This window comes from Hyphomonas sp. BRH_c22 (assembly GCF_000961795.1).
Lineage (GTDB): Bacteria > Pseudomonadota > Alphaproteobacteria > Caulobacterales > Hyphomonadaceae > Hyphomonas.
In genome coordinates this window covers 52,136-75,283 of the sequence record NZ_LADU01000120.1, presented here as the reverse complement: position 1 = coordinate 75,283, position 23,148 = coordinate 52,136, and the positions used below count along the sequence as shown (strand labels likewise).

20 protein-coding genes are annotated in these 23,148 nt (G+C 63.7%); 7 read left to right on the top strand and 13 right to left on the bottom strand.

The window, feature by feature from the left end:
* Nucleotides 1–780, bottom strand: a 780-nt coding sequence (locus VR74_RS17255; protein ID WP_299951038.1) for a D-alanyl-D-alanine carboxypeptidase, incomplete at its 3' end; no start/stop codon positions are given.
* 128 nt (nt 781–908) lie between these two features.
* Here VR74_RS17255 and VR74_RS17250 point away from each other — a divergent pair.
* Nucleotides 909–2,558, top strand: coding sequence for an NAD+ synthase (locus VR74_RS17250; RefSeq protein WP_045698877.1), 1,650 nt, complete (start codon nt 909–911; stop codon nt 2,556–2,558).
* Between the two features lie 78 nt (nt 2,559–2,636).
* Nucleotides 2,637–3,869 carry an MFS transporter gene (locus VR74_RS17245; protein WP_045698855.1) on the top strand — a complete coding sequence of 411 codons (1,233 nt, stop codon included), beginning with the start codon at nt 2,637–2,639 and terminating at the stop codon, nt 3,867–3,869.
* Nucleotides 3,870–3,878: 9 nt separating this feature from the next.
* On the opposite strand, the gene VR74_RS17240 is transcribed toward VR74_RS17245, so the two are convergent.
* Nucleotides 3,879–4,709, bottom strand: a complete 831-nt coding sequence (locus VR74_RS17240) for a hypothetical protein (RefSeq protein WP_299951035.1) — start codon at nt 4,707–4,709, stop codon at nt 3,879–3,881.
* Between the two features lie 134 nt (nt 4,710–4,843).
* Here VR74_RS17240 and gltX point away from each other — a divergent pair, with 134 nt between their 5' ends.
* A complete protein-coding gene (gene gltX / locus VR74_RS17235) occupies nt 4,844–6,187 on the top strand; it encodes a glutamate--tRNA ligase (RefSeq protein ID WP_045698853.1) in 1,344 nt (447 codons plus the stop codon).
* 2 nt (nt 6,188–6,189) lie between these two features.
* Nucleotides 6,190–6,645 carry a hypothetical protein gene (locus tag VR74_RS17230; protein WP_299951030.1) on the top strand — a complete coding sequence of 152 codons (456 nt, stop codon included), beginning with the start codon at nt 6,190–6,192 and terminating at the stop codon, nt 6,643–6,645.
* Nucleotides 6,646–6,661: 16 nt separating this feature from the next.
* Here VR74_RS17230 and VR74_RS17225 read toward each other — a convergent pair whose 3' ends face one another.
* Nucleotides 6,662–8,566, bottom strand: coding sequence for a biotin carboxylase N-terminal domain-containing protein (locus VR74_RS17225; RefSeq protein WP_045698851.1), 1,905 nt, complete (start codon nt 8,564–8,566; stop codon nt 6,662–6,664).
* Nucleotides 8,567–8,611: 45 nt separating this feature from the next.
* The gene (locus VR74_RS17220; protein ID WP_045698849.1) at nt 8,612–9,439 is read right to left on the bottom strand and encodes a DUF817 domain-containing protein; all 828 of its coding nucleotides are present in this window, start codon (nt 9,437–9,439) and stop codon (nt 8,612–8,614) included.
* Between the two features lie 178 nt (nt 9,440–9,617).
* Here VR74_RS17220 and VR74_RS17215 point away from each other — a divergent pair, with 178 nt between their 5' ends.
* Nucleotides 9,618–9,974 (top strand): hypothetical protein, encoded by a 357-nt coding sequence (locus VR74_RS17215; protein WP_045698848.1) that lies wholly within the window; start codon nt 9,618–9,620, stop codon nt 9,972–9,974.
* Here the strand turns inward: VR74_RS17215 and VR74_RS17210 are convergent.
* The 5 genes from VR74_RS17210 to VR74_RS17190 form a co-directional block, all read right to left on the bottom strand.
* On the bottom strand, nt 9,958–10,773 hold the full coding sequence (locus VR74_RS17210; RefSeq protein WP_045698846.1) for an enoyl-CoA hydratase-related protein: 816 nt from the start codon (nt 10,771–10,773) through the stop codon (nt 9,958–9,960). The genes VR74_RS17215 and VR74_RS17210 overlap by 17 nt on opposite strands.
* Nucleotides 10,770–11,816: an acyltransferase gene (locus VR74_RS17205; RefSeq protein WP_299951026.1), complete on the bottom strand. Its 1,047-nt coding sequence runs from the start codon at nt 11,814–11,816 to the stop codon at nt 10,770–10,772. The genes VR74_RS17210 and VR74_RS17205 overlap by 4 nt, the downstream gene beginning before the upstream one ends.
* Nucleotides 11,817–11,892: 76 nt before the next feature.
* Entirely contained in the window at nt 11,893–12,477 is a 585-nt protein-coding gene (locus VR74_RS17200; RefSeq protein ID WP_045698844.1) for an NAD(P)H-dependent oxidoreductase, read from the bottom strand.
* Between the two features lie 142 nt (nt 12,478–12,619).
* Nucleotides 12,620–12,931: an EF-hand domain-containing protein gene (locus VR74_RS17195; protein WP_045698842.1), complete on the bottom strand. Its 312-nt coding sequence runs from the start codon at nt 12,929–12,931 to the stop codon at nt 12,620–12,622.
* 105 nt (nt 12,932–13,036) lie between these two features.
* The gene (locus tag VR74_RS17190) at nt 13,037–14,644 is read right to left on the bottom strand and encodes a carboxyl transferase domain-containing protein (protein WP_045698840.1); all 1,608 of its coding nucleotides are present in this window, start codon (nt 14,642–14,644) and stop codon (nt 13,037–13,039) included.
* Between the two features lie 116 nt (nt 14,645–14,760).
* On the opposite strand from VR74_RS17190, the gene VR74_RS17185 reads away from it, so the two are divergent.
* Together VR74_RS17185 and VR74_RS17180 are read left to right on the top strand one after the other, a co-directional pair.
* Nucleotides 14,761–16,557, top strand: coding sequence for a patatin-like phospholipase family protein (locus VR74_RS17185; protein ID WP_045698838.1), 1,797 nt, complete (start codon nt 14,761–14,763; stop codon nt 16,555–16,557).
* Nucleotides 16,558–16,664: 107 nt separating this feature from the next.
* Nucleotides 16,665–18,653 (top strand): PAS domain-containing hybrid sensor histidine kinase/response regulator, encoded by a 1,989-nt coding sequence (locus tag VR74_RS17180; RefSeq protein WP_045698836.1) that lies wholly within the window; start codon nt 16,665–16,667, stop codon nt 18,651–18,653.
* 30 nt (nt 18,654–18,683) lie between these two features.
* Here the strand turns inward: VR74_RS17180 and VR74_RS17175 are convergent, their stop codons facing one another.
* The 4 genes from VR74_RS17175 to mgtE all read right to left on the bottom strand — a co-directional run bounded on the left by VR74_RS17175 (nt 18,684) and on the right by mgtE (nt 23,139).
* Nucleotides 18,684–19,193 (bottom strand): lysozyme inhibitor LprI family protein, encoded by a 510-nt coding sequence (locus tag VR74_RS17175; RefSeq protein WP_045698834.1) that lies wholly within the window; start codon nt 19,191–19,193, stop codon nt 18,684–18,686.
* Nucleotides 19,193–20,365, bottom strand: coding sequence for an isovaleryl-CoA dehydrogenase (locus tag VR74_RS17170; protein WP_045698832.1), 1,173 nt, complete (start codon nt 20,363–20,365; stop codon nt 19,193–19,195). Before VR74_RS17170 ends, VR74_RS17175 begins: the two co-directional genes overlap by 1 nt.
* A gap of 57 nt (nt 20,366–20,422) precedes the next feature.
* Entirely contained in the window at nt 20,423–21,649 is a 1,227-nt protein-coding gene (locus VR74_RS17160; RefSeq protein WP_299951023.1) for a lysozyme, read from the bottom strand.
* A gap of 107 nt (nt 21,650–21,756) precedes the next feature.
* Nucleotides 21,757–23,139 (bottom strand): magnesium transporter, encoded by a 1,383-nt coding sequence (gene mgtE / locus VR74_RS17155; protein WP_045698829.1) that lies wholly within the window; start codon nt 23,137–23,139, stop codon nt 21,757–21,759.
* Nucleotides 23,140–23,148 lie beyond the last annotated feature (9 nt).

Sequence of the window (23,148 nt, the reverse complement as noted above, 5' to 3'; positions counted from 1 at the left end):
GACGCCGAGCCGGTAGGCCCGCGCGGGCGAACCGGGCGGGACATGGCCGGAGACGCGGACCGTGTCTGCGCCGGGCGGCCGGGCGATGAGGAAATCGTCGGCCTCGGCCTCGGCGGTGACGGTTTCGTTCAGGATGGCATAGGCGGCGCTGCCATCGGCCCAGGCGACGATGGCGGGCTCGCTCTCTGTGGCGGCGGGCGCGACGCTGAGCGTGAGGGCATTGTCGTTCAGGGTGAGGGCGGAGACGGCGGTGCCGTCATCAGACTGCAGGTCTTCCCAGCTCCAGCCATGGGGCCAGCGGTCATGCGGGAACCATGTGTCGTCGCCGATGACGCGGGTGATATGGGTGAGGCCGCTGGCGGCGACGGCGTCTGCGAGGTGGGCGAGGCAGCTGGTTTCGCAACCCGGCGCATCGCTGAGGGCCGGGTCGCCGCGGCCGTGGAGGACGAGGGTTGGCGGGGCGGGCTCGACTGCGTCTTCGCCGGAGTCTTCCAGCGTGACATGCGTGGCGAGGCGGGGGGCCATGAGGGCGAGATCGTCCTGCCAGCGGTGGACGGCGGCGGTGGTGAACAGCTTGGTATTGGAGGCGGGCAGGAAGCGCTGGTCGGGATTGAGGGCGGCGATCTCGCGGCCCTGCATGTCGGTAACGAGGAGGCCCCAGCGCACGCCCTGGAGTTCCGGCGGCTGGAGGATGGTGTCCAGATCGCGCTGCAGGGGCGAGACGCAGGCGGCGAGGAGGAGGAAGGCGAGGCAGAGGACGGCCCGGGCGGGGGTTTGCATGGGGGTTCCTCTTCGCGCTGGCGGGTTGGCATAGTCTTAGCCGGCCGGGTCCGGGCGGCAAGCTCTTGCGGATTGCATTCGATACACCGTCGATTGCGTCAGCCCCCGCATCCGCCTAAATGCTCAATATGAGCAAAGTCCTGGATATTCTCGCGGCGCAGTTGAACCCTGTGGTTGGTGACATCAATGGCAACCTGGCGCTGGCGCGCGAGGCCCATGCCGAGGCGCGGGAGCGGGACGCGGACCTGCTGGTGCTGAGCGAGCTGTTCATCCTCGGCTATCCGGCGGAAGACCTGGTGCTGAAGCCCTCGGCGGTGGAGCTGTCCATGGCGGCGGTCAGGACGCTGGCCGAGGAGACGGCGGACGGGCCGGCCATCCTGATCGGGTGCCCATGGGCCGAGGATGGCAAGGTGCACAATTCCAGCGTGCTGTTGCAGGCCGGCAAGGTGGCCGGGCGCTGTGACAAGCGCGAGCTGCCCAATTATGGCGTGTTCGACGAGAAGCGGATCTTTGCGCCGGGCGAAGGCGCGCCGTTCGTGTTCACGCTGAAGGGCGTGAAAGTGGGCGTCGCGATCTGTGAGGATATCTGGTTCGACCGGGTGCCGCTGGCGCTGAAGGCGGCGGGCGCGCAGATGCTGGTGGTACCGAACGGGTCGCCATGGCGCCGGACGGTGCATGAGGAACGCCACTCGACGTTTTCCGCCTGGCGCAAGACCGGCGTGCCCTACCTGTTCGTCAACCAGGTGGGCGGGCAGGACGAGCTGGTGTTCGACGGGTCGAGCTATGCCGTGGACGATGATGGCACCGAGCACCAGCTGCTGGGCGATTTCGAGGCTGGCACGGCGATGGTATCGTTCGACGGCGCGACCGGCAGCTTCCAGAGCGGGCCGAAGGAAACGCTGACCGAGGGCTGGGAAGCAGAGTATCGCGCGGCGGTTCTGGCGCTGGGCGACTATGTGAACAAGAACCGGTTCCCCGGCGTCGTGCTCGGCATGAGCGGCGGGATAGATAGTGCGCTGACGGCGGCGATTGCGGTGGACGCGCTGGGGGCAGAGCGCGTCTGGTGCGTGATGATGCCGTCCAAGTATACGAGCAGCGACAGCCTGGAGGATGCCAAGGCCTGTGCGGAGATGCTGGGCTGCAAGTATGACGTGATCAACATCCGCCCCGGCGTGAATGCGCTGGACGAGATGCTGGCCGGCCAGTTTGCCGGCACGAAGCCGGACACGACGGAAGAGAACATCCAGTCGCGCCTGCGCGCGGTGACGCTGATGGCCCTGTCGAACAAGTTCGGCCACATGGTGGTGACGACGGGCAACAAGAGCGAGATGGCCGTCGGCTATGCCACGCTGTATGGCGACATGTGCGGCGGCTACAATGCGCTGAAGGATTTCTACAAGACCGAAGTGTTCGAACTGGCCAAGTGGCGCAACACGACCATCCCGCGCGGGGCGCTGGGGCCCGGCGGCGAGGTGATCCCGGTACGGATCATAAGTAAGCCGCCCTCAGCCGAGCTGCGCGAGGACCAGCGCGACGATGAGAGCCTGCCGCCCTATGACGTGCTCGACGATATCCTGCGCGGACTGGTGGACCTCGAAGAGGACATTGATGACATCATGGCGCGCGGGCATGATGCGGCAACGGTGCGCCGGATCGAGCACCTGCTGTATATTGCCGAATACAAGCGCCGACAGGCCCCGCCCGGTGTGAAAGTGGGCGGCAAGAATTTCGGGCGGGACCGGCGCTATCCGATCACGAACCGGTTCCGCGACGACTGAAAGCCCCTGTTTCAGGAAACAGGCTTCACCGCTTCGGAATTTTCGACCAGTGTCTGAAGAACCGAAAGGCCGTCAAGCATGATCCGTTTCCTGCGCGCCGAAGCGCGATGGCTGTTCGCAGGCTTCCTCTTGTGCATCGCGTCCAGTTTCGGCCAGACCTATTTCATCTCGCTGTCGAATGACGTGCTGATGGCGCGCTTCGGCCTGAGCCATGGTGGGATCGGCCTTGTCTATGCGCTGGCGACGACGACGAGCGCGCTGATCCTGCTGGAATTCGGCAAGCTGGTGGACCGCGTGTCAACCCGCACGGCGGCGGTCATTGTGTCGGCAGGCCTCGCGGGCGCGTGCCTGCTGATGGCAATGGTGCAGGCGGTGTGGATGCTGTTCTTCGCTTTCCTCGGGCTGCGCCTGTTCGGTCAGGGCATGATGAGCCAGGTGTCGATGACGGCAACCGGACGCTGGTTCGATGCGCGCCGGGGCCGGGCGCTGAGCATCGTGACACTTGGCTATGCCGCAGGCATCGCGTTCACGCCTGCCCTGGCCGTGGCCGGACTGGCGGCGTTGGGCTTTCGTTCGCTATGGCTGATTGCAGCCGCTGTCATGCTGGTGGTGGCCCTGCCCGTTTTCTACGTGCTGCTGTCGCGCGAGCGCGTACCGTCGGGGTCGGCACTTGCGGACGGAGCCGGCGTGGCCCGTGAAAAGACCAGCTGGCGGCGGCGCCATGTGGTTCGCGCTCCAGCCTTCTGGTTCATGCTGACCGGCATGCTGTGCCCTTCCTTCATGATGACGAGCCTGCTGTTCCACCAGCTGAACCTGATCTCCGTGAAGGGCTGGGACATGGTGCAGTATGCCTTGGCCTTCTCCGTGTTCGCGACGGTGCAGGTCGGCGCGTCGCTGCTGGCGGGCGGCCTGATCGACCGGTTCAGCGCGCGCCGGATGCTGCCGATTTACCTGCTGCCGATGGCGCTGGGCATGATCGCCCTGGCACTGGGCAGCGGGTTCTGGGTCGTGTGGCCTGTCATGGTGCTGATCGGGTTCACGGCCGGGTTTGACAGCGCCCTGTCAGGCGCGATCTGGCCGGAACTGTTCGGCCTGAAATATCTCGGCGAACTGCGCGCGCTGACCTTTGCGTTCGTGGTGGGCGCCTCGGCCGTGTCGCCACTGCTGACCGGCTACCTGATCGATCAGGGCATCACTTTCCCGACCCAACTGCTCGCCATGGGGCTGTACCTCCTGCTCGCCAGCGGCGTGATGCTGCTATTGCAGCCGCGCCTGCTCGCCATTGCATCGGATGCCACGGCGCCAGCCTGACGCCTCGCCCTATTCGATGGGCTGGTTGGCAAATTCCTCGACAGCCACAGCATTCTGTGCGGCTTCGGCGCGAATGGTTTCGACCTGTTCAAGCGTGATGTCGCTGGCGTCGCCATATCCCGTGATCGGTGACGGCACGATACCGTCGACGGCGACGACTTCGTCATAGAGCAGCCATGGCTGGGCGCCGCCGGCGCAGGTCACGCGGACCCATTCGTCTTCTTCGCCCTTGCTGTTCTGGATGTCGGTGACATCCATCAGCTCGGCTTCGTTGATGTCGTATTCCGTGCCTTCGTAAGACAGGATGGCGAAGCCCTCGCCGAGATAGCGCAGGTAGATGAATTGATCGCCCTGCTTCAGGTCGAGCGTCTGCATGCTGCCGGCATCGCTGATGAATTCCACGGAGGCATCCTGCGTGAGCGTGACCGGGAAGGTGCGCGTGGCAACGAAGAATTCGAGCTCGTCAGCCGCAACGCGCGGATTGTTCCAGAGCTGGTAGTTGGCAAGGCGCGGCAGTGTGCAGTCCATGTCCTGCGGGGCCGCCGGATTGGGCAGCGCCCGCGCCTTCACCGTGACGCCCTCGTCGAGCACGACAAAGCCGGCCGGATATTCGCCGGGCCAGCCGGGCGAAATGTACCAGCCTTCGCCATAGCCCGACAGCTTGGCATAATCGGGCTGGACATAGTCGCTGGCCGGGCCTGTCCTGCCGGTATTTTCCGGTTCAATCTCCGACCCGTCCGTGGCGATGATATCGCTTTCGCCTGGCGCGTCGGTGGACTGGCCACACGCTGCCAGCACGACGGCCGCAGCCGTTGCGGCCAAGATGCTGCCAAATTTCATGTTCCACTCCTCCGGGCGACTCGCTTGAGTCTGGATGATTAGCACAAACAATAGCAAGATTGTGACGCTGATGCCTTGGCTTTTTGAGCAATTTGATGTCGAAAGCGGCTTCTGATGACTGGAAAACCACGCCCATGACCCACCCGATTGTCCGCTTTGCCCCATCGCCCACCGGGCGCCTGCACGTTGGCAACGTGCGCACGGCCCTGATCAACTGGCTGTTTGCGCACTCGCAGGGCGGGAAATTCATCCTGCGCATCGACGATACGGACGTGGAACGCTCGACCAAGGCATATGAGGACGGGCTGCGCGAAGACCTGACCTGGCTTGGCCTCGTCTGGGCAGACACGTTCAGCCAGTCGGACCGGTTCGGCGAATATGACAAGGCTGCCGCGCGCCTGAAGCAGATGGGCCTGCTCTATGCCTGTTACGAGAGCGCCGATGAACTGGAGCGCAAGCGCAAGATCGCCCTCTCGCGCGGGCGCCCGCCGGTCTATGACCGGGCCTCGCTGGACCTGAGCAATGCCGAGAAGGCGAAACTGGAAGCCGATGGCGTGAAGCCCCACTGGCGGTTCAAACTGTCCGGCAACCGCGTGGAATGGGACGACCTGGTGCGCGGGCCGCAGAGCATCGACACGTCGAGCCTGTCAGACCCCGTGCTGGTACGCGAGGATGGCTCCTATCTCTACACGATGCCCTCCGTGGTCGACGATATCGACGCGAAGATCACGCATGTCGTGCGCGGCGAGGACCATGTGACCAATTCCGGCGCGCAGATCGAGATCTTCCTGGCGCTGGGCGGCAAGGCGCCGCAAATGGCCCACACGCCGCTGCTGATCGGCGCTGACGGACAGGGCTTGTCGAAGCGGCTGGGGTCGCTCTCCATGGGCGAGCTGCGCGCGCAGGGCTATGAGCCGATGGCGATTACCAGCCTGCTGGCCAAGATCGGCACGTCTGACAATGTCGAGGCGCGCGCCAGCCTGGACGAGCTGGCCAAGGAATTCGACTTCGGCAAGATCGGCCGGGCGCCGGCGCGGTTTGACGAGGCCGACCTGTTGTCGCTCAACGCCGCCATCCTGCATGGCCTGCCGTTTGACGCGGTGAAGGACCGGCTGGCGGCGATTGACCCGCGTGCGGCGGATGAGGATTTCTGGACCGCAGTGCGCCAGAACTGTTCGCTGCTGCCGGACGTGACGGCCTGGGTGGGTGTCGTGTTCGGTGATGTCGCCCCGCTGGTCGATGCAGAGGACAGGGATTTCGTGCTTCAGGCGGCTGACCTGCTGCCCGCGGGCGGCCCTACGGCAGAGACATGGAGCGAATGGACGAATGCCGTGAAAGCCGCGACGGGCCGCAAGGGCAAGGGCCTGTTCATGACCCTGCGCAAGGCGCTGACCGGCCAGGAACACGGCCCGGACATGGCGAGCCTAATGCCGCTGATCGGGCGGGAGCGGGCGCTCAAGCGGCTGAAGGCGGCCTGACAGTGCGCCGGGCTGTCTATGTCCTTCTGGCGATGCTGGTCGCCGGATGCGCTCACCAGAAGCCGGATGCTCGTGCCGACGTGCCAGACGCCGTAGTGCAATACTTTGACCGGCTTGACGCCATATACAGGTCTGGCTCGACCCCTGTCGATATCAACACCCTCTTCGACCTTATGACACGGGACGTGCGCTACCTGCACACGGCCTATGAGGCCGATTTCAATCGCGAGACCTGGTACACAGCCTTCAGCCGCATTCAGTCGAATGGAGGCTATCAAGAGCCGGCAACCTTCTGCTCCGCGATTACCAATTCCATCCCGGGCGACAATTCCTACGCGATTCAGTACGCGCCGGGGTCTGTATCTCCCGGTGGCTGCGTGCCCGACGACGATACGCGCATGTTGGTCGTCTTCTCGCTGCGCGAGGGCAAGATCGCCCGGATCGAGGAGCTCTGGTAGGCGCGGACTTCGGCGCCTAGACCTCCTCCACCAACTGGACCAGAACCAGCCCTTCGGCGACCTGTTCGCCGACGGCGCCTGAGACGGACTCGACCACCCCATCGCGCGGAGCGGCGAGGCTGTGTTCCATTTTCATGGCTTCCATGACGGCGAGCGTGTCGCCACGCGTGACCATGTCGCCGGGCTTAACGTTCATGGCGATGATCTTGCCGGGCATCGGGGCCTTGACTGCGTCGCCGCCAAGCAGGGCTTCGACATCGGCGTCATAGTCCGGCACCTCGACCAGCACGCTGTCGGCTGCCGTGGTGACAGCGTAGCGGCGGGGCGAGAGGTCGGTGACGAGGGGCAGCGGCAAGTCCTGGTCGGCTTCGAAATCGTCCGGGTCGATCCAGTCGGCATCGCCGCCGACCGCAACCAGGGCCTTGCGCATCGGCGCGCCGTTCATGCGCCAGCCATCCTTCACATCCCAGGGCTGGGCCGCGCCGGGAGCATCAAGCTGGACGTCGCAGAAGGCCATGACGGAGGCGTGCTGGTGGGCCTCCGGCGCCACGGTGAGCGCGTCGCCCTGCTCCGCGATCCAGTTGACGTGGTGGGTGGCGTCAAGGAAGGCATCCGACATGGCGCAGCGGCGCAGGAAGCCGGCATTCGAGGGGACGCCGACAAGCTGGGTATGGGCGAGCGTGTCGATCAGGCGGTCGACGGCCTCGTCGCGGTCATCGCCGGAGACGATCAGTTTGGCGATCATGGAATCATAGGCCGAGGGCACGCGGTCGCCGGTTTCAAAGCCCGTGTCCCAGCGGATGATTTCGCCGTCCACGGGTTCGAGCAGGCCGAATTCCAGGATCAGGCCCGCGCCGGGGCGGAAGCCTTCGGACGGATCCTCGGCGCAGATGCGGGCCTCGATGGCGTGGCCGCTGAGCGTGATCTCGTCCTGCGCGAGGGGCAGTTCGCCGCCGCCAGCGACGTGCAGCTGCCATTCGACCAGATCGGTGCCGGTGACCATTTCGGTGACCGGGTGTTCGACCTGCAAGCGCGTGTTCATTTCGAGGAACCAGAAACTGTCGACGCTAAGCGGGCGGCTGCCATCGACGATGAATTCCACCGTTCCGGCGCCTTCGTATTTGACCGCCTTTGCGAGTTTCACGGCGGCGTCTGTCATCGCGGCGCGCACATCATCCGGCATGCCGGGCGCGGGGGCCTCTTCCAGCACTTTCTGGCGGCGGCGCTGGAGCGAGCAGTCGCGCTCGAACAGGTGGACGACGTTGCCGTGGGCATCGCCGAAGACCTGGACTTCGATATGGCGCGGCTGTTCGACCAGTTTTTCCAGCATGACGCGGCCGTCGCCAAAGGCGGCTTCGGCCTCGCGCACGGCGCTTTCAAGTTCATCCTTCAGGGCGGAAGCCTTTGCGACAAGACGGATGCCCCTGCCCCCGCCACCTGCGATGGCCTTGATGAGCAGCGGATAGCCGACATCCTTTGCCGCTGATGTCAGGGTTTTCAGGTCCTGCGCCTCGCCGCGATAGCCGGGCAGCACGGGGACGCCTGCTTCCTCGGCAAGGCGCTTGGCCTCGTCTTTCAGGCCCATGGCGCGGATGGCGGACGGCGGAGGGCCGACCCATATGAGGCCGGCATTGCGCACGTCTTCGGCAAATTCGGCATTCTCCGACAGGAAGCCGTAGCCGGGATGGATGGCGTCAGCGCCTGTGGCCTTGGCGGCGCCGAGGATACGGTCGCCGCGCAGGTAACTGTCGGCGGCGGATGCCGGGCCGATATGCACGGCTTCGTCTGCTTCGCGGACATGTTTGGCGCGGGCGTCAGCGTCGGAATAGACGGCAATGGTGCGGATGCCCATGTCGCGGCAGGTGGCCATGATGCGGCAGGCGATTTCGCCGCGATTGGCGATGAGGAGGCTTTTGATCATGGCCGCAGCAAGACCCGATTTTGCCCGAAAAGACAAGTTGCGGGGTTACGACTTGCGCCGGGCGGGATGAGCACGGTGAACTGTTGCGACGAGCACGAAGCTGATGATCATCAACAGGTACCATGAGCCGAGTTTGGCGAGTGACACCATTTCCCAGCCGTCTTTCTGCCCCGGATAGGCCCAGGCGCGGGCGAAGGTTCCGAGGTTTTCCGCAAACCAGATGAACAGGGCAACCAGACCAAAGCCGACGACCAGCGGCATGCGCCGGTAGGACACGTCCGGCCGGAATCGGACCCATGATCGGCCATAGATGAGGAGGGTGGCGGCGAAGAGGGTGAGGCGCACGTCCGGCAGCCAGTGATGGGCGAAGAAGTTCACATAGATGGCGGCCGCCAGAAGGCCCTGCAGCCAGAGCGGCGGGAAGTGCGTGAAGCGGAAGGCGAAGATGCGCCAGACGCGGGCGAGATAGGAGCCGACGGCGGCATACATGAAGCCGGAGAAGAGCGGCACGGCGCCGATGCGCAGGAAGCTCTCCTCGGGATAGATCCAGCTGCCGGCCTGCGTCTTGAACAGTTCCATCAAGGTGCCGACGATATGGAAGACGAGGATGATGCGGGCCTCTTCCCACGTCTCCAGACCGGACAGGAGCATGATGGCCTGGATGGCGATGGCCGCGAGAACGAGGAAGTCGTAGCGCGATACGGGAGCGCCTTCCGGGTAGAACAGGAAAGTCGCCACAAGGAGGGCGAGCATGGCCCCGCCGAACAGGCAGGCCCAGGCCTGCTTGATGCCGAAGGCGAGAAATTCGAACGCCGCCTGGCTGACGGGACCGCGCACCCAGCGGGCGTGGAGGGCGGCGCGGGCGGCATGCATGCGGTGCTGCAGGGGGGTGGAAGGGGGCGGAGTGGGCGCAGACGACATGGGGCCTTGCTTCTGCTCCGATCCGGGCGGGTTTGAGACCGGAACGGGCCGTTCCCTGGGTGAAATTCCGGCTTTGTTACGATTGCGGCCTGTCGTAAGGATTAACCTTGGTCAATCGAGGGGACTAAATATGGCTTATGCTTCGGGAGTTCAGCTGAGCGGTCTTGCCGGCATCGTCGGCGCCGCCGTAGGCGGCTATATCGGCTACACACAGGCAGCCGATGTCAGCAATTTGACACCCATTGCGGGCGCGCTGATTCTTGGCGGCGTCGGTCTTGTCGCGGGCAGCGCCGGGGCGTTCCTGCTGAAATCAGCGATGCAGTTCGTGATCTACCTCATCATGTTCGGCGTGCTGGTCTATGTCTTCCAGGGACCGATCACGAGCATGACCGGGATAAACCCGGTGGAGGCGACACTGGAATTCCTGGGTGACATGGGGCTGCCCGTGAAGACGGCGACAGAGAAGCTGGTTACCGGCTCCAACTAGGCTTTCGCTTTTCGAGGAAGGCCGCAATACCTTCCTTGCCTTCCTCCGACGCCCGGCGGGCGGCGATGCGGCGTGCGGTTTCATGGCCGAGATCCTTGTCGATGACCTCGCCGGTGACATCAGCAACGAGCCTCTTGGCATCGGCAATGGCACCGGGCGCGGCGGAGAAGACAAGATTGGCGAGGTGTTCTTCCATCGCCGTCATGCCAGCCTGGTCTTCCACGACATAGTGGACGAGGCCCATGCGCTCGGCATAGTCGGCATCAAAACTTTCCGCCGTGACAAACAGGGCGCGGGCCCAGCGCGGGCCGATGGCATCGATGACATAGGGGCTGATCGTTGCCGGTGTGAGGCCGAGACGGACTTCGGAGAAGCGGAACTTGGTGCCTTTCATGGCCACCGCCACATCGCAGGCCGCGACGAGGCCCGCACCGCCTCCCATGGCCGCGCCGTGCACGAGGGCGAGCGTCATCTGCGGCATTTCATAGAGCGACTGGAGCATGGCAGCGAGGCGCTGGGCATCATGCTCATTGTCTTCCTTGGTGTGGAGTTCGGCGGCCTGTTTCATCCAGTTGAGGTCAGCCCCGGCTGAGAAGGACGGGCCATTGCCGCGCAGGATCATCATCCGGATGGTTTCCTGATCGGCGATCGTATCGAACGCATCGGTCAGTTCCTCGATCACCAGCGCGTTGAACGCATTATGCACGTCAGGCCGGTTCAGCGTGACGACCGCGAGGCCCTCCTGCGTCGCTGCGAGGCGGATGGTTTCATAGAGGGTTTCGGCTACGGGGTCGGTCATAGGGTATCCTGACGTTTGAGGGGCCGTTCGGTTCCGGCAGCCTGCCGGTAGTGACTGGACGGACGCAAGGCGGGTTTCTCGACACTATGCCAGAGAAGCAGGCTCGCGGCGAATACGATTAAACCCGTAAGCCCAAAGCCTGCAACCGGCCCGAGCGCGGCAAAAACACCAAGCATCACAAGCGCCTGCAGGATCGGGAAATGGGTGATGTAGAGGCCATAGCTGACATCGCCGAAGCGGGCGGCGTTGAGGACTGGGCCGGGCATGAAGGCGACGGCGGCGATGAGGCCGGTCAGGCCTGCGGCGCGCAGGGGCGCGAGCACCGGGTGCGCGAACGAGGCGGCCACGAGAACGAGACCGGCCAGGCCGAACAAAGACGGGCGGGCCTTTGCGATGTCCCACACCTGCCAGAGCGCGATGCCGCTGGCGAAGAAGGCCATCTGACCGGGCAGCTGGCGGGCGAGCGTGGGGGCGGCGGGGTGGTCGATGAGGTGGGGCAAGGCGAGACGCCAGGCCTCGCCGCCCGCATAGAGCAGGGCGATGCCGAGCCACCAGAGAGCCCCCATGCGGCGCAGGACGAACGCGATGAGCGGCAGGACGAGATAGAACATGACCTCGATCTTGAGTGTCCAGAGCGCGCCATTGACCTCGGTGAAGCGGTTCGCCCCGAACAGGCCCGGCAGGCCCGGTGCGAGGAAATTCAGGAAGGTGAGGTTTGCGGCAAGGTAGGCGAGGACGCCGGCCAGGTCGCCGCTGAGGAGGAGCGAGATGACCGCGGGAATGAGAATGATGGTGGCGTAGGCCGGATAGAGCCGCCGGACGCGCTTGCCGGCATAGTCTGACAGGGTCTGCGCGCGGGCGAGCGAGCCGGAGACGAGCGCGCCGGAGGTGATGAAGAAGCCCTGGATGGCGATCTCGGCGCCCTGCCCCAGCCAGAGCTCGAGCGGGCCGCGCGGGTCAATCGCGGTCAGGGCCACGGCGTGGAACACGACGACCATGGAGGCGAAAACCAGCCGCAGCAGGTCGAATCGATTTGTCTGCACGGGCGAAATCCTCCGGCGACACTGGTCACAGCCAGCGGCGGGAAAATCAAGCCTGCCTGTGCGAGGGAATGCGGGGTCAGACCGCCTCGCGTCCGAATATCCGCATGTCGGTGCACCAGCGCTTGAACTTGGCCTCATCGACCTCGCCCGCGCCGCCAAGGATGGTGTGGTGCAGCGGACTGAAGCCGGACAGGCCAAGCACGCCGCGCTCGAGCGCGCGCAGGGCGCCGGCATCCATGCCAAACCGGTAGACAAGGCCGGGCATGCCCATGGTGATGACCGTTCGGGCGGATTTGCCCTTCATCATCTGCATGGGCCATTTGTGGGCACTGTCGGATGCGGCGAGGAAGAATTCTGCCCGCGCCGCCTGTTCGAAGAAGGCGCGCAGCTTGGCCGGCATGCCGCCGAGCCAGAGCGGAAAGGCGATCAGCAGGTGATCGGCGTCGGCGATCTTTTGGCGTTCGCTCAGCACCGGCTCCGGCGGCGGCGTGGCGAAATCGTCCGGCGTGCTGAGGAAGCCGAAATCGAGACTTCCGACGTTGATGCGCGAGACGGCGTGGTCTTCCTGCGCGGCGCCTTCGGCATAGGCATCGCACAGGGCGTGGATGAGGTGGCGCGGGGCCGGGTCCGGGTGGCCGTCGATGATGCAAATATTCGCCATGGCGGGTCTCCTCTGGGTGCTGTCCCGTCGCAACATGTACCTCAACAGGCGGGTTTTCCCCATAGGGACTTCCCCCTAGGCGGGCGGAATGCAAAGAGGGCCCGCCAGCGGCAGGCCCTCCCCCGGTCCATGTCAAATGCGGTTACTGACTATCAGCCAGATCAATCGCGGACACGGATGTTCCTGTCCTCTCAGCCTGCGCGGCGTAGACCGCCTCGTAGAGCTCATCTTCGGTGACGATGCGGTTCTGGTCGAGATCGAACTTGGTGAACTTGGCGATGGCTTCGGACTCGCTGGCGCGGCGCGTGCCGGTCTGGTGGGAGACATATTCGTCTTCCGAGATCAGGCCGTCACCATCAAGGTCAAACTGGCTGAAGGACGGCATCTGCCGGGCCTGCGCGGCCAGCGAGACGGCCATGGCCGCCGCCAGAATGATCACTGCCTGCCTCATCATGCCGCCGCCTCCTTGCCTGCCGGGCCTCACCCCTTCAACAACAGACACTACGGCAAGCCGTCCTTAATTGGGCGTGAAAATCAGTTCACGAACAAGATGTAATGTTCACATCCTGAACACGCCAAACCCGCGTTCGGGGAATGGGGCGTTGAGGCAGGCGGAGAGGGCGAGGCCGAGGACGCGGCGGGTGTCGGCGGGGTCGATGATGCCGTCGTCCCAGAGGCGGGCGGTTGAGAAATAGGGGTTGCCTTCGGTCTCGTAGAGGTCGCGGATCGGCTGTTTGAAGGCTTCTTCTTCCTGCGCGGGCCAGTCGCCGCCCTTGCGCTCGATGCCCTCGCGCTTGACCGTGGCAAGCACGGAGGCGGCCTGCTCGCCGCCCATGACGGAGATGCGGGCGTTCGGCCACATGAACAGGAAGCGGGGGCCATAGGCGCGCCCGCACATGCCGTAATTGCCTGCCCCGAAGCTGCCGCCCGTCACCACGGTGAACTTGGGCACGCTGGCCGTGGCGACGGCGGTGACCATCTTGGCGCCGTCCTTGGCGATGCCGCCGGCCTCGTATTTCGAGCCGACCATGAAGCCGGTGAGGTTTTGCAGGAAGACAAGCGGGATGCGGCGCTGGTCGGCCAGTTCGATGAAGTGGGCCGCCTTCTGGGCGCTCTCGGAGAAGAGGATGCCATTGTTCGCCAGGATCGCGACGGGCATGCCGTAAAGCCGGGCAAAGCCGCAGACGAGGGTTTCGCCATAGAGCTTCTTGAACTCGTGGAATTCGGAACCGTCGACCAGGCGCGCGATGACTTCGCGGGCATCATAGGTTTCCTTCAGGTCCGGCGGGACGAGGCCGTGCAGTTCGGCGGGGTCGTAAAGGGGTTCGGCGGGCTCTGTGAGGGCGAAGGGCTGGGGCTTGGGTATGGCGAGGGTGCGGATGATGGAGCGCACGATGGCGAGCGCGTGGGCATCATGGGCGGCGTAATGGTCGGCGACGCCGGACTGGCGGGCATGGACATCGGCGCCGCCAAGGTCTTCGGCGGAAATGATCTCGCCGGTGGCGGCCTTCACCAGCGGCGGGCCGCCGAGGAAGATGGTGCCCTGTTTGCGCACGATGATGGTCTCGTCGCTCATTGCCGGGACGTAGGCGCCGCCAGCGGTGCAGCTGCCCATGACGGCGGCGATCTGGGGGATGCCCTTCGCGCTCATCTGGGCCTGGTTATAGAAGATGCGGCCGAAATGCTCCCGGTCCGGGAAGATTTCGGACTGGTGCGGCAGGTTTGCGCCGCCTGAGTCCACAAGATAGATGCATGGCAGGCGGTTTTCGAGGGCGATCTCCTGCGCGCGCAGGTGTTTCTTGACCGTCATCGGGTAATAGGTCCCGCCCTTCACCGTGGCGTCATTGCAAACGATCATGCATTCGCGGCCCTCGATGCGGCCGACGCCGGTGATGATGCCCGCGCCGGGCGCATCATCGTCATACATGCCATTGGCGGCCAGCGCGCCGATCTCGAGAAAGGCGCTGCCCGGATCCACCAGGCGCTCGACACGCTCTCGCGGCAGCAGCTTGCCGCGCTCGGTGTGGCGCAGGCGCGCGGCCTCCGGCCCGCCCAGCGCGGCCGTGGCGGTCTTCTCCGTCAGTTCGTCCAGCAGTGCCTGCATGGCGGCGCGATTGCGGGCAAAGCCCGGCCCGGCGACGTCGAGACTCGATTTCAATACGGGCATGATGCCTCCCTTGTGGGCCTCGTGCCTGCTTAGCGAGGGCCGTGGCCTGTGTCACGCGGCTGTAACCCAAAATTGAGATTGTCATTGTAGTGTGGCTCTTGGAAGGACCCTTCGAAATGGGCATGTTCAAAACCATGAGTATCGACGTCACGCCGGCGCTGAAGAACATCCCGTTCCTGAAGGATGTTCCCGCCCGCGCCATGAAGGCCGCGGGCAAGGAAGCGAAATGGTTCTCGCTGCCGGCCGGCGGCGCGTTGTTCAAGGCAGGCGAGCCCGCAGACTGCATCTATTTCGTGCTGTCCGGGTCGCTCGGCGCGTTCCACGACGGCCCGGAAGGCGCCAGCGACTTCATCGGCCACATCCGTGCCGGTGAACCGGTGGGCGAGATGGCCCTGTTCCTGGGCGGCATCGACATGGACGGCAGTGGCCAGATCGACGACGCTCCGCATACGGGATCCGTCTATGCGATCCGCGATTCGGAAGTCATCGCAATCACCCGCAAGGGATGGGAGCGGATGGTGAAGGCCGAACCGGAACTGCTGGAGGCGATGATCCGCATCATCCTGCGCCGTGTGGGTCGCGCCGGCCAGCGCTCGACCCGCGCCGCGCCGAAAGTGTTCACCATGGTGGCCACATCGCCCACGATCGACCTGAGCTTGCGGGCAAAGTCCCTTGCCGCCTGCCTGGGACAGCTCGGCAGTTCCTGCATCATCATTTCCGAAAAGGAAGGCGACGAGAAACCGGCCTCCTTCTTTGACGAACTTGAAATGAATCATGATGTCGTGATCCTGACCTCGACGATTGGCGACAATGCCTGGTTCCGCCTGTCGATCCGACAGGCGGACCGGATCTGGGTGATGGCCCGGGCCGATGCGCGCCCGTCCATTCCGCTGTTTCCGGATGACAATTCGCCTGCGCTGGCGCTCAAGCTGGTGGACGTGGTGCTGCTGCATCATGGCAATGAGCGGCGCGCCGCCAGGCCGCTGGAATGGCTGGAAGCGTCCGGCGGCAGCCGCGTGTTCCACTGGACCGGCGTGCAGGGAGAAAGCTGCGGCAGGCTCGCCCGGATCATGTCGGGCCGGTCGGTTGGCGTGGTCATGTCAGGTGGCGGCGCACGGGCCTATTCGCATATCGGCATGGTGCGTGCGCTTCGCGAACAGGGCATCCCGATTGATTTTGTCGGCGGCTCGTCGATGGGCGCCGTCATTGCCGCCTGCGTCGCCATGGGCTGGGACGACAAGGAAATTGACTGGCGCATTCGCAAGGCGTTCGTCGAAACCAATCCGCTGGGAGACTATAACCTGCCTGTCGTAGGCATGGTGAAGGGCCTGCGTGTCAATGCCCGCCTGAAAGAGCATTTCGGCGACGCGGAAATCGGCGACCTCGGCATTCCATTCTTTGCCACTTCGACCAACCTGAACACCGGCACGCTGCGGCTGCACCGGTCGGGCCTGTTGCGGGAAGCCTTGCGCGCGTCGATTTCCCTGCCCGGCATCCTGCCACCGGTCGTGGACGGGCATGACGTGCTGGTTGACGGCGCGGTTCTGAACAATTTCCCGGTCGATGTGATGCGCGAGATGCATCGCGGCTATGTGGTCGGCGGCGACGTGACACAGCAGGCCGAAGGCCTGAATGTCGAGGAATTCATCAATCCGCCAAATTTCTTCCGCTGGGTGCTGATGAACGGCTTTTCTGCCGCGCCGCCCATTGCCGGCCTGCTGATGCGCGCCGCCACCATACGCGCAGACCGGACTTTCGGACGGGACATGACGGACCTCTTGATCCTGCCAGACCTGATCGACACGGAGTTGCGGGACTGGGAAGCCTATGACGCGACCGTCGAAGCCGGCTACGAAGCGACCAAAATGGCTTTGGAAACAAGCGACATCAGGCAAAACTGCTGCCCGGTCTGACCCTTTGATGCGCAGTCCCTCAATGGTCCATTAACCGTAACTGCGCCATCCTGCCTCTCAACCGAGACCAGAACACAATAACAGGTCCGGGCCGGAGGAATTGTTCAATGGATGCAGCAATATTTGACCTGCTCCCGTTCACATGCGTGGAAATTTCCCCGATTCGGGATGAAGACGGCACGATTGTCGATTTCGTCTGGGAATCGGCAAACGATTCTGCCAATCGCGTGGTTCTGCCGGAGGGCGGATCGATTGTCGGCCTGCGCGTCTGTGATGTCGACCCGGCCTATCGCGAATCCGAGATGTTCTTCGATGCGGTAAAGTGCATCGAGACGGGAGAGCGCCGGGAACTTGACACTAGCGGACGCCGCCCCAGCCCGCATGGCCGCCTCAGGCACCTGCAGGGGACTGTCATTCGTTACATGATGGTACCCTCAGAGAAGGGGTGCGTGATTTTCTCGATCGAGATTACCGACATCATCAACGCGCGCGACGAAGCCTTCGACTCTGTCGAAATGTTCAAGGCCGCCTTTGACCACGCCGTGCAGGGCATCACCCTGACGACAGAATCAAGCGATATCATTTACGCAAATTCGGCGATCCATGAACTTCTTGGATACGAGCCCGGCGAACTGGTGGGCAAGTCGAGCAGCGTGATCATGCGGCCCGAGGACTATCGCGCGGTGGTGAAAGCCGGCACCCAGATGTGGGGCGGAAAGCTTGACCAGCAGATCATCGACCTGATCCTGATCAGCAAGACCGGTGAGGAAATCGTCATTTCGAACGCGCTTTCGAGCGTCTATTCCGAAGTTCGCGGCGAGCGCATTTTTATCTCACATGCCCGCGATGTGCGTGAAGACCGCAAACTGGCGCATGAACTGGCATCGGCCGTCCAGAAGGCCGAACTGGCGACCCTGCTGAAATCCGAATTCCTGGCCAATATGAGCCATGAAATCCGCACACCCCTGAACGGCATTCTCGGCATGGCCCAGGTTTTGGCGAGCTCGGACCTCGATGACGTGCGCGCTGACCAGGTGAACGTCATCCTGGAATCGGGCAATGCCTTGCTTTCCATACTGAATGACATTCTCGATCTCTCCAAGATCGAAGCCGGGCGGATGGAAGTCACGGTGATCGAGGCCGACCTGCGCCACAAGCTGGGCCGGCTTTGCAAGCTTTATGAGCCGACCGCAGACGACAAGGGCCTGAAACTGAAACTGTTTGTCGATCCGAGCGTGCCCGCTGCATTGACGATTGATCCTGTGCGTGTGCGCCAGTGTGTCGGAAACCTGATTTCGAATGCCATCAAGTTCTCAGATTCCGGCGATGTCCTTGTCGTGGCAACGGGGCAGCCGCTGGCAGACAAACGGGTGAAAATTACCATCCATGTATCCGACACCGGGTGCGGTATTCCTGCCGACAAGATCGACCGGATTTTCGAATCCTTTGCGCAGGCAGACGGGACGACGACCCGCAAGTATGGCGGCACGGGGCTTGGCCTGCCGATTACACGGCAACTCGCCCGGCTGATGGGGGGAGACGTTTCCGTGGTCAGCGAGCCCGGCAAGGGGTCGATTTTCACGTTGACCTTCGAGTCCGAAATCGCCGAGTCGGTTTCCAGGGATGCCCTGCTGCGCAAGCTCGAACCGGTTGCAGGAGGCCTGAAAGCGGGATCTGGCGAGGCGGCGTCAAATGCCAGGCGCATTCTGGTCGTTGACGACAATGCGATCAATCGCCGCGTCGCACGGACGTTCCTTGAACAGAGCGGTTACGAGATTGACGAGGCCCATGACGGCAATCACGCGCTGGAGAAGCTCGATGGGGCAGTATTCGACCTCGTGCTGATGGATATCCACATGCCCGAACTCGACGGACAGCGGGCATTTGACCGCCTTCGTGCCGGGACGAGTTCCAACAAGGACATCCCTGTCATTGCCCTGACCGCAGATTCCATGCGCGGGGACCGGGAGAAATACATCGCACGCGGCTTCAGCGGCTATGTCTCCAAACCGGTCGACCAGCGCTCGATCCTGTCTGTTGTCGAGGAGGCGCTGGCCGGCGCATCGACACAAGGGGATCGACGCCGCCGGGCCTGAGCGCGAAGGCAGAATTAGCGGTTTCCGTTCCTATTGGCGAACATCCTGCCGAACCATCAGTTCGAGTTCCAAAACACGCTCGCCAGTTGTTCGCATCTCGCATAGCCCACGCGTGATACGGCCAATGCTGCCCCGGCCATACCGGAGGCCCGCAAAGTCGCATTTGTTTCGCAGCCAGACCTCCCAGTTTTGCTGGTAGGTGTCGAGACGGGGGGCGACGGCATATTCGTCGTCGCTATCGTATCTTGCCTTGTAGTCCCGGAGTGTCCTGAGCGGGGCAGCGATCTGGGATGCCCAGTATTGACGCTCAATTTCAAAGCACTCGACCATCGACGATGTACTGCCATTTTTGCCGGGGCATGCAGCCACGATCAGGCCAATGCAGTCTTCGGAGGGACCATGATCAATAGTGCCGATCTGGCGGCAAGCTTCAACCTGCTCGATTGCGGGTGTTTTCCAATCATCGGCTGGTGGACTTTCTTCCGCATGAACGGCTGCCGTGGAAATGCCCACCCACGCGGCAATCAGCAAAAATCGCATCACGCCGTTTCGCCGAACAGTTCGCGGCCGATGAGCCAGCGGCGGATTTCGCTGGTGCCGGCGCCGATCTCGTAGAGCTTGGCGTCGCGCAGGAGGCGGCCTGTGGGATACTCGTTGATATAGCCATTGCCGCCGAGGAGCTGGATGGCGTCGAGGGCGAGCTTGGTGGCGGTTTCAGCGGCGTAGAGGATGGCGCCGGCGGCGTCCTTGCGGGCAGTCTCGCCGCGGTCGCAAGCTTTCGCGACAGCGTAGACATAGGCCTTGGCAGCGTTCATCTGGACGTACATGTCCGCGAGCTTGCCCTGCACGAGCTGGAACTCGCCGATCGACTGGCCAAACTGCTTGCGGTCATGGATGTAGGGGATCACGACGTCCATGCAGGCCTGCATGATGCCTGTGGGACCGGCGGAGAGCACAGCGCGCTCATAGTCGAGGCCGCTCATCAGGATACGTGCGCCCGCGCCGACGGGGCCCATGACGTTGGCCTCGGGCACTTCGCAGTCCTCGAACACGAGTTCGCCGGTTTCCGAGCCGCGCATGCCAAGCTTGTCGAGTTTCTGGGCGACCGAGAAGCCCTTGAAGCCCCGCTCGATCAGGAAGGCAGTGATGCCCTTGGACCCGGCGGCCGGGTCGGTCTTGGCATAGACGACCAGCGTATCGGCATCGGGGGCGTTGGTGATCCACATCTTGGTGCCGTTGAGAACGTAGCGGTCGCCTTGCCTGTCGGCGCGCAGTTTCATCGAGACGACATCGGAGCCCGCCCCGCTTTCGCTCATGGCAAGGGCGCCGAGGTGTTCGCCGGAGATGAGTTTGGGCAGGTAGCGCGCTTTCTGGTCGTCATTGCCCCAGCGGCGCAGCTGGTTGACGCAGAGGTTCGAATGGGCGCCGTAGGAGAGACCGACCGAGGCAGAGGCGCGGGAGATTTCCTCCATCGCCACGACATGTTCGAGATAGCCAAGCCCGGTGCCGCCCCATTCCTCTTCGACAGTGATGCCGAGGAGGCCAAGCTCGCCCATCTTGGGCAGGAGGTCGCGGGGGAATTTGTCCGTCCGGTCGATCTCTGCCGCACGCGGGGCGATCTCGTTCTGGGCAAAGTTTTTCACGGTTTCGCGGATCATGTCCGCGGTTTCACCGAGATCGAAGTTCAATGAGGGATATGTGTTCGGGATCATGGCTCCTGACTAGCAGGACCGGCCCCGGATGTCAGCGGAAAAACCGCTGCTGCGACGTCAGGTGCGGCGCGATAATGAGCGCATCAGATAATAGGCCGAAATCACAAGAATCACGCCGCTGCCCAGCGCAAGAAGGGGGCCGACGAAAATATCGGATGACCGGTCAGCCAGCCGGTAGGCTTCGCGGAAGAAACGGTCGACGCCGAGCAGGAAGCCGATCAGGCCGAGGCCCGCGAGCAGCGCAAACGGCCAGCCTTCCCGCAATACTTCATACCATGTGTCATCATGGTAATTGCCATTCTCGGCCAGTGTCCGCTGAATTTCCTCGTCGCTGAGGCGAATCTGTTCGAGGTCGTCAACAATGGCCGGATCGGCCGGGGGCAGCATGCCGCCACCATACTCAAGGGGGGAGTTATAGGGGGACTGAGCGGGGGGGCGCGGCGTGCGGCGGCGCTCGATACCTTCCGGCGGTCCTTTCGCGATATCGATCACGGGAGAGGGCTGCTGGCTCGCTTCAGGATCGGCCAGCGCCGACACGGCCCGCGTGATCTCGTCAATGCTGGGGCCATCCTGAGCGATGTCATTGTCGGCGACGGGACGGGTCTGGCCGGAGGCGAGCGAAGCATTCTCGCCGAGGATGCGGGTTAGGCGTTCGTTGACGGCGCGGGCGGCGGCCTGGGACGAGGCTTCGGCGGCCCTGGTTGCGGTTGCCCGGTCACCCTTGACGCGGGTTTCGACGATCACGGCGCGCTCGCGGGGGGCTGTCAGCGACGCCGCCGCATCGAGCTCTGGGTGGACAAGGGCGGACGGCACAGAGGCGCGCCCCTCCGGGTGCTCGAGGAAAAGCGCTTTCTCGGCGGCGCGGCGGCGCACCAGGGCGTCGATGACCCTGACTTCGCCCTCGACGCGGCCCTTGCGCCAATAGGTCATGGCGTCGGCGGCCTGAAGGCGGTCACCGCTATTGAGGTGAGCGAGCACGTCCGATGCGATGAAATCGTCGATGCCGATATTGAAGACGAAGGATACGAGGGCATCAAATTCGTTCTGGCTGAGCGGGGCGAGGACGCGGTCGATAATCGCCCGCTCGACGGGCAGCAGGTCATGGTGCTTCAGGATCAGTTCGGCATCGTTACGGTTAACCGAGAGACCCCTGCGGGCTGTTTCCGTATGGCCGTATCCAATGATCCAGGAGCCGCTTGGAAGGCGGGCCGCGCGCGAACGAAAGCCCTCAAAGCTCTTGATGAGCTCGAGCCCTGGCCGAGACGTTCGCATAGGACGGGCCATTCAGATGGCTCCCGTATTGATACAATTGGACTTTTACTATCGCGCCACAGTGCAAATGGCGCGCCTGTTCGCCTGAGTGGCGAATGCAGACTGTAAAATGCCCCGATTTACAGCAAAACCAGGGATGCGAGCCCGAGAAAGCTGAAGAAGGCCATCACGTCCGTCAATGTCAAAACGAACACGGACGAGGCCACGGCAGGGTCTGCCCCCAGGCGCTTGAGGCCAAGCGGAACGAGGATTCCTGACAGGCCCGCCCACATGAATGTGGCCAGCATGGAGGCGGCAATCACCAGTGCCAGCTTCAGATCCTGGAACCAGATCAGGGCGATGATACCGACGCCGATTGCAAATATGACCCCGTTTACCAAGCCGCTGAGAAACTCTCGGACGACTGCCCGGCGTGCGGCGGCGCCATCCAGCTGGCGTTCGGCTATGGCGCGCACCGCCACGGCGAGCCCCTGGCTGCCGGCATTGCCGCCAAGCGCTGCCACGACCGGCATCAGGATGGCGAGGGCCACGATTTCCTGAATTGTCCCCTCGAAGAGCGAAATGATGGCGGACGCAATGAAGGCCGAGAACAGATTCACACCCAGCCAAGGCGCCCGGGCCATCACCGTGTCCCAGACTGTGTCGGACCCGTCGGCGGAGCGCACGTTGAGCAGCGAAAGCAGGTCTTCAGTGTGTTCAGACTGGATAACGTCGACCATGTCATCGACCGTAATCATGCCGACCAGCCGGCCGGCGGAGTCCGTGACAGGCGCCGAGGCGAGCGAATATTTCTGGAACTGGAAAGCCACTTCTTCCTGGTCCATGTCGGTCGAGATGGTCGACATCGGGTCTTCCATGATGTCCGACAGCTGGGTGTCACGCGGTGTGCGCAGCAAAGTCGCAAGCGGCACCACACCAGCGAGGCGGTGGGCCGGGTCGATGACATAGACTTCGTAGAAGACTTCCGGCAAATCAGCGCCCAGTTCACGCGCATGGTCGATCGCATGGCCCACGGACCAGAATTCAGGCAGGGCCACGAATTCCGTCTGCATGAGACGGCCGGCGGTTTCTTCCTCAAAGGCGAGGCCGCGTTCATACTGGGCCCTGTCGATCGGGGCCAGGTCTTCGAGAATGCGTTCCCGGCGTTCGTCTTCCAGGTCATCGAGAATTGTCGTCGCATCATCGGAGTCGAGCTCGTCGAGCGCGCTGACGACTGCATGGTCAGGCAGGACATCAACCGCGCCCTCCCGGTAGGAATCGCGCAGCTCGATCAGGATGTCGGGTGGCAGTTCCCCGCCAAGCAGCCCGACCGCATCCTCAAAGGTATCATAAGGCAACTGCTCGAGCAGGTCGGCCGCATCGGCCGGGTGCATGCGCTGAAGCATGCGCACGAGCCAGCGCGTATCGCGCTCTTCGACGGCATCTGCCATGTCCTCCAGCAGGGCGGCGTCGATTTCGGCGGAGTCCGGCGTCTTGGAAGATGGCTGAGAGGTATCTGTCATGGCGCTGTT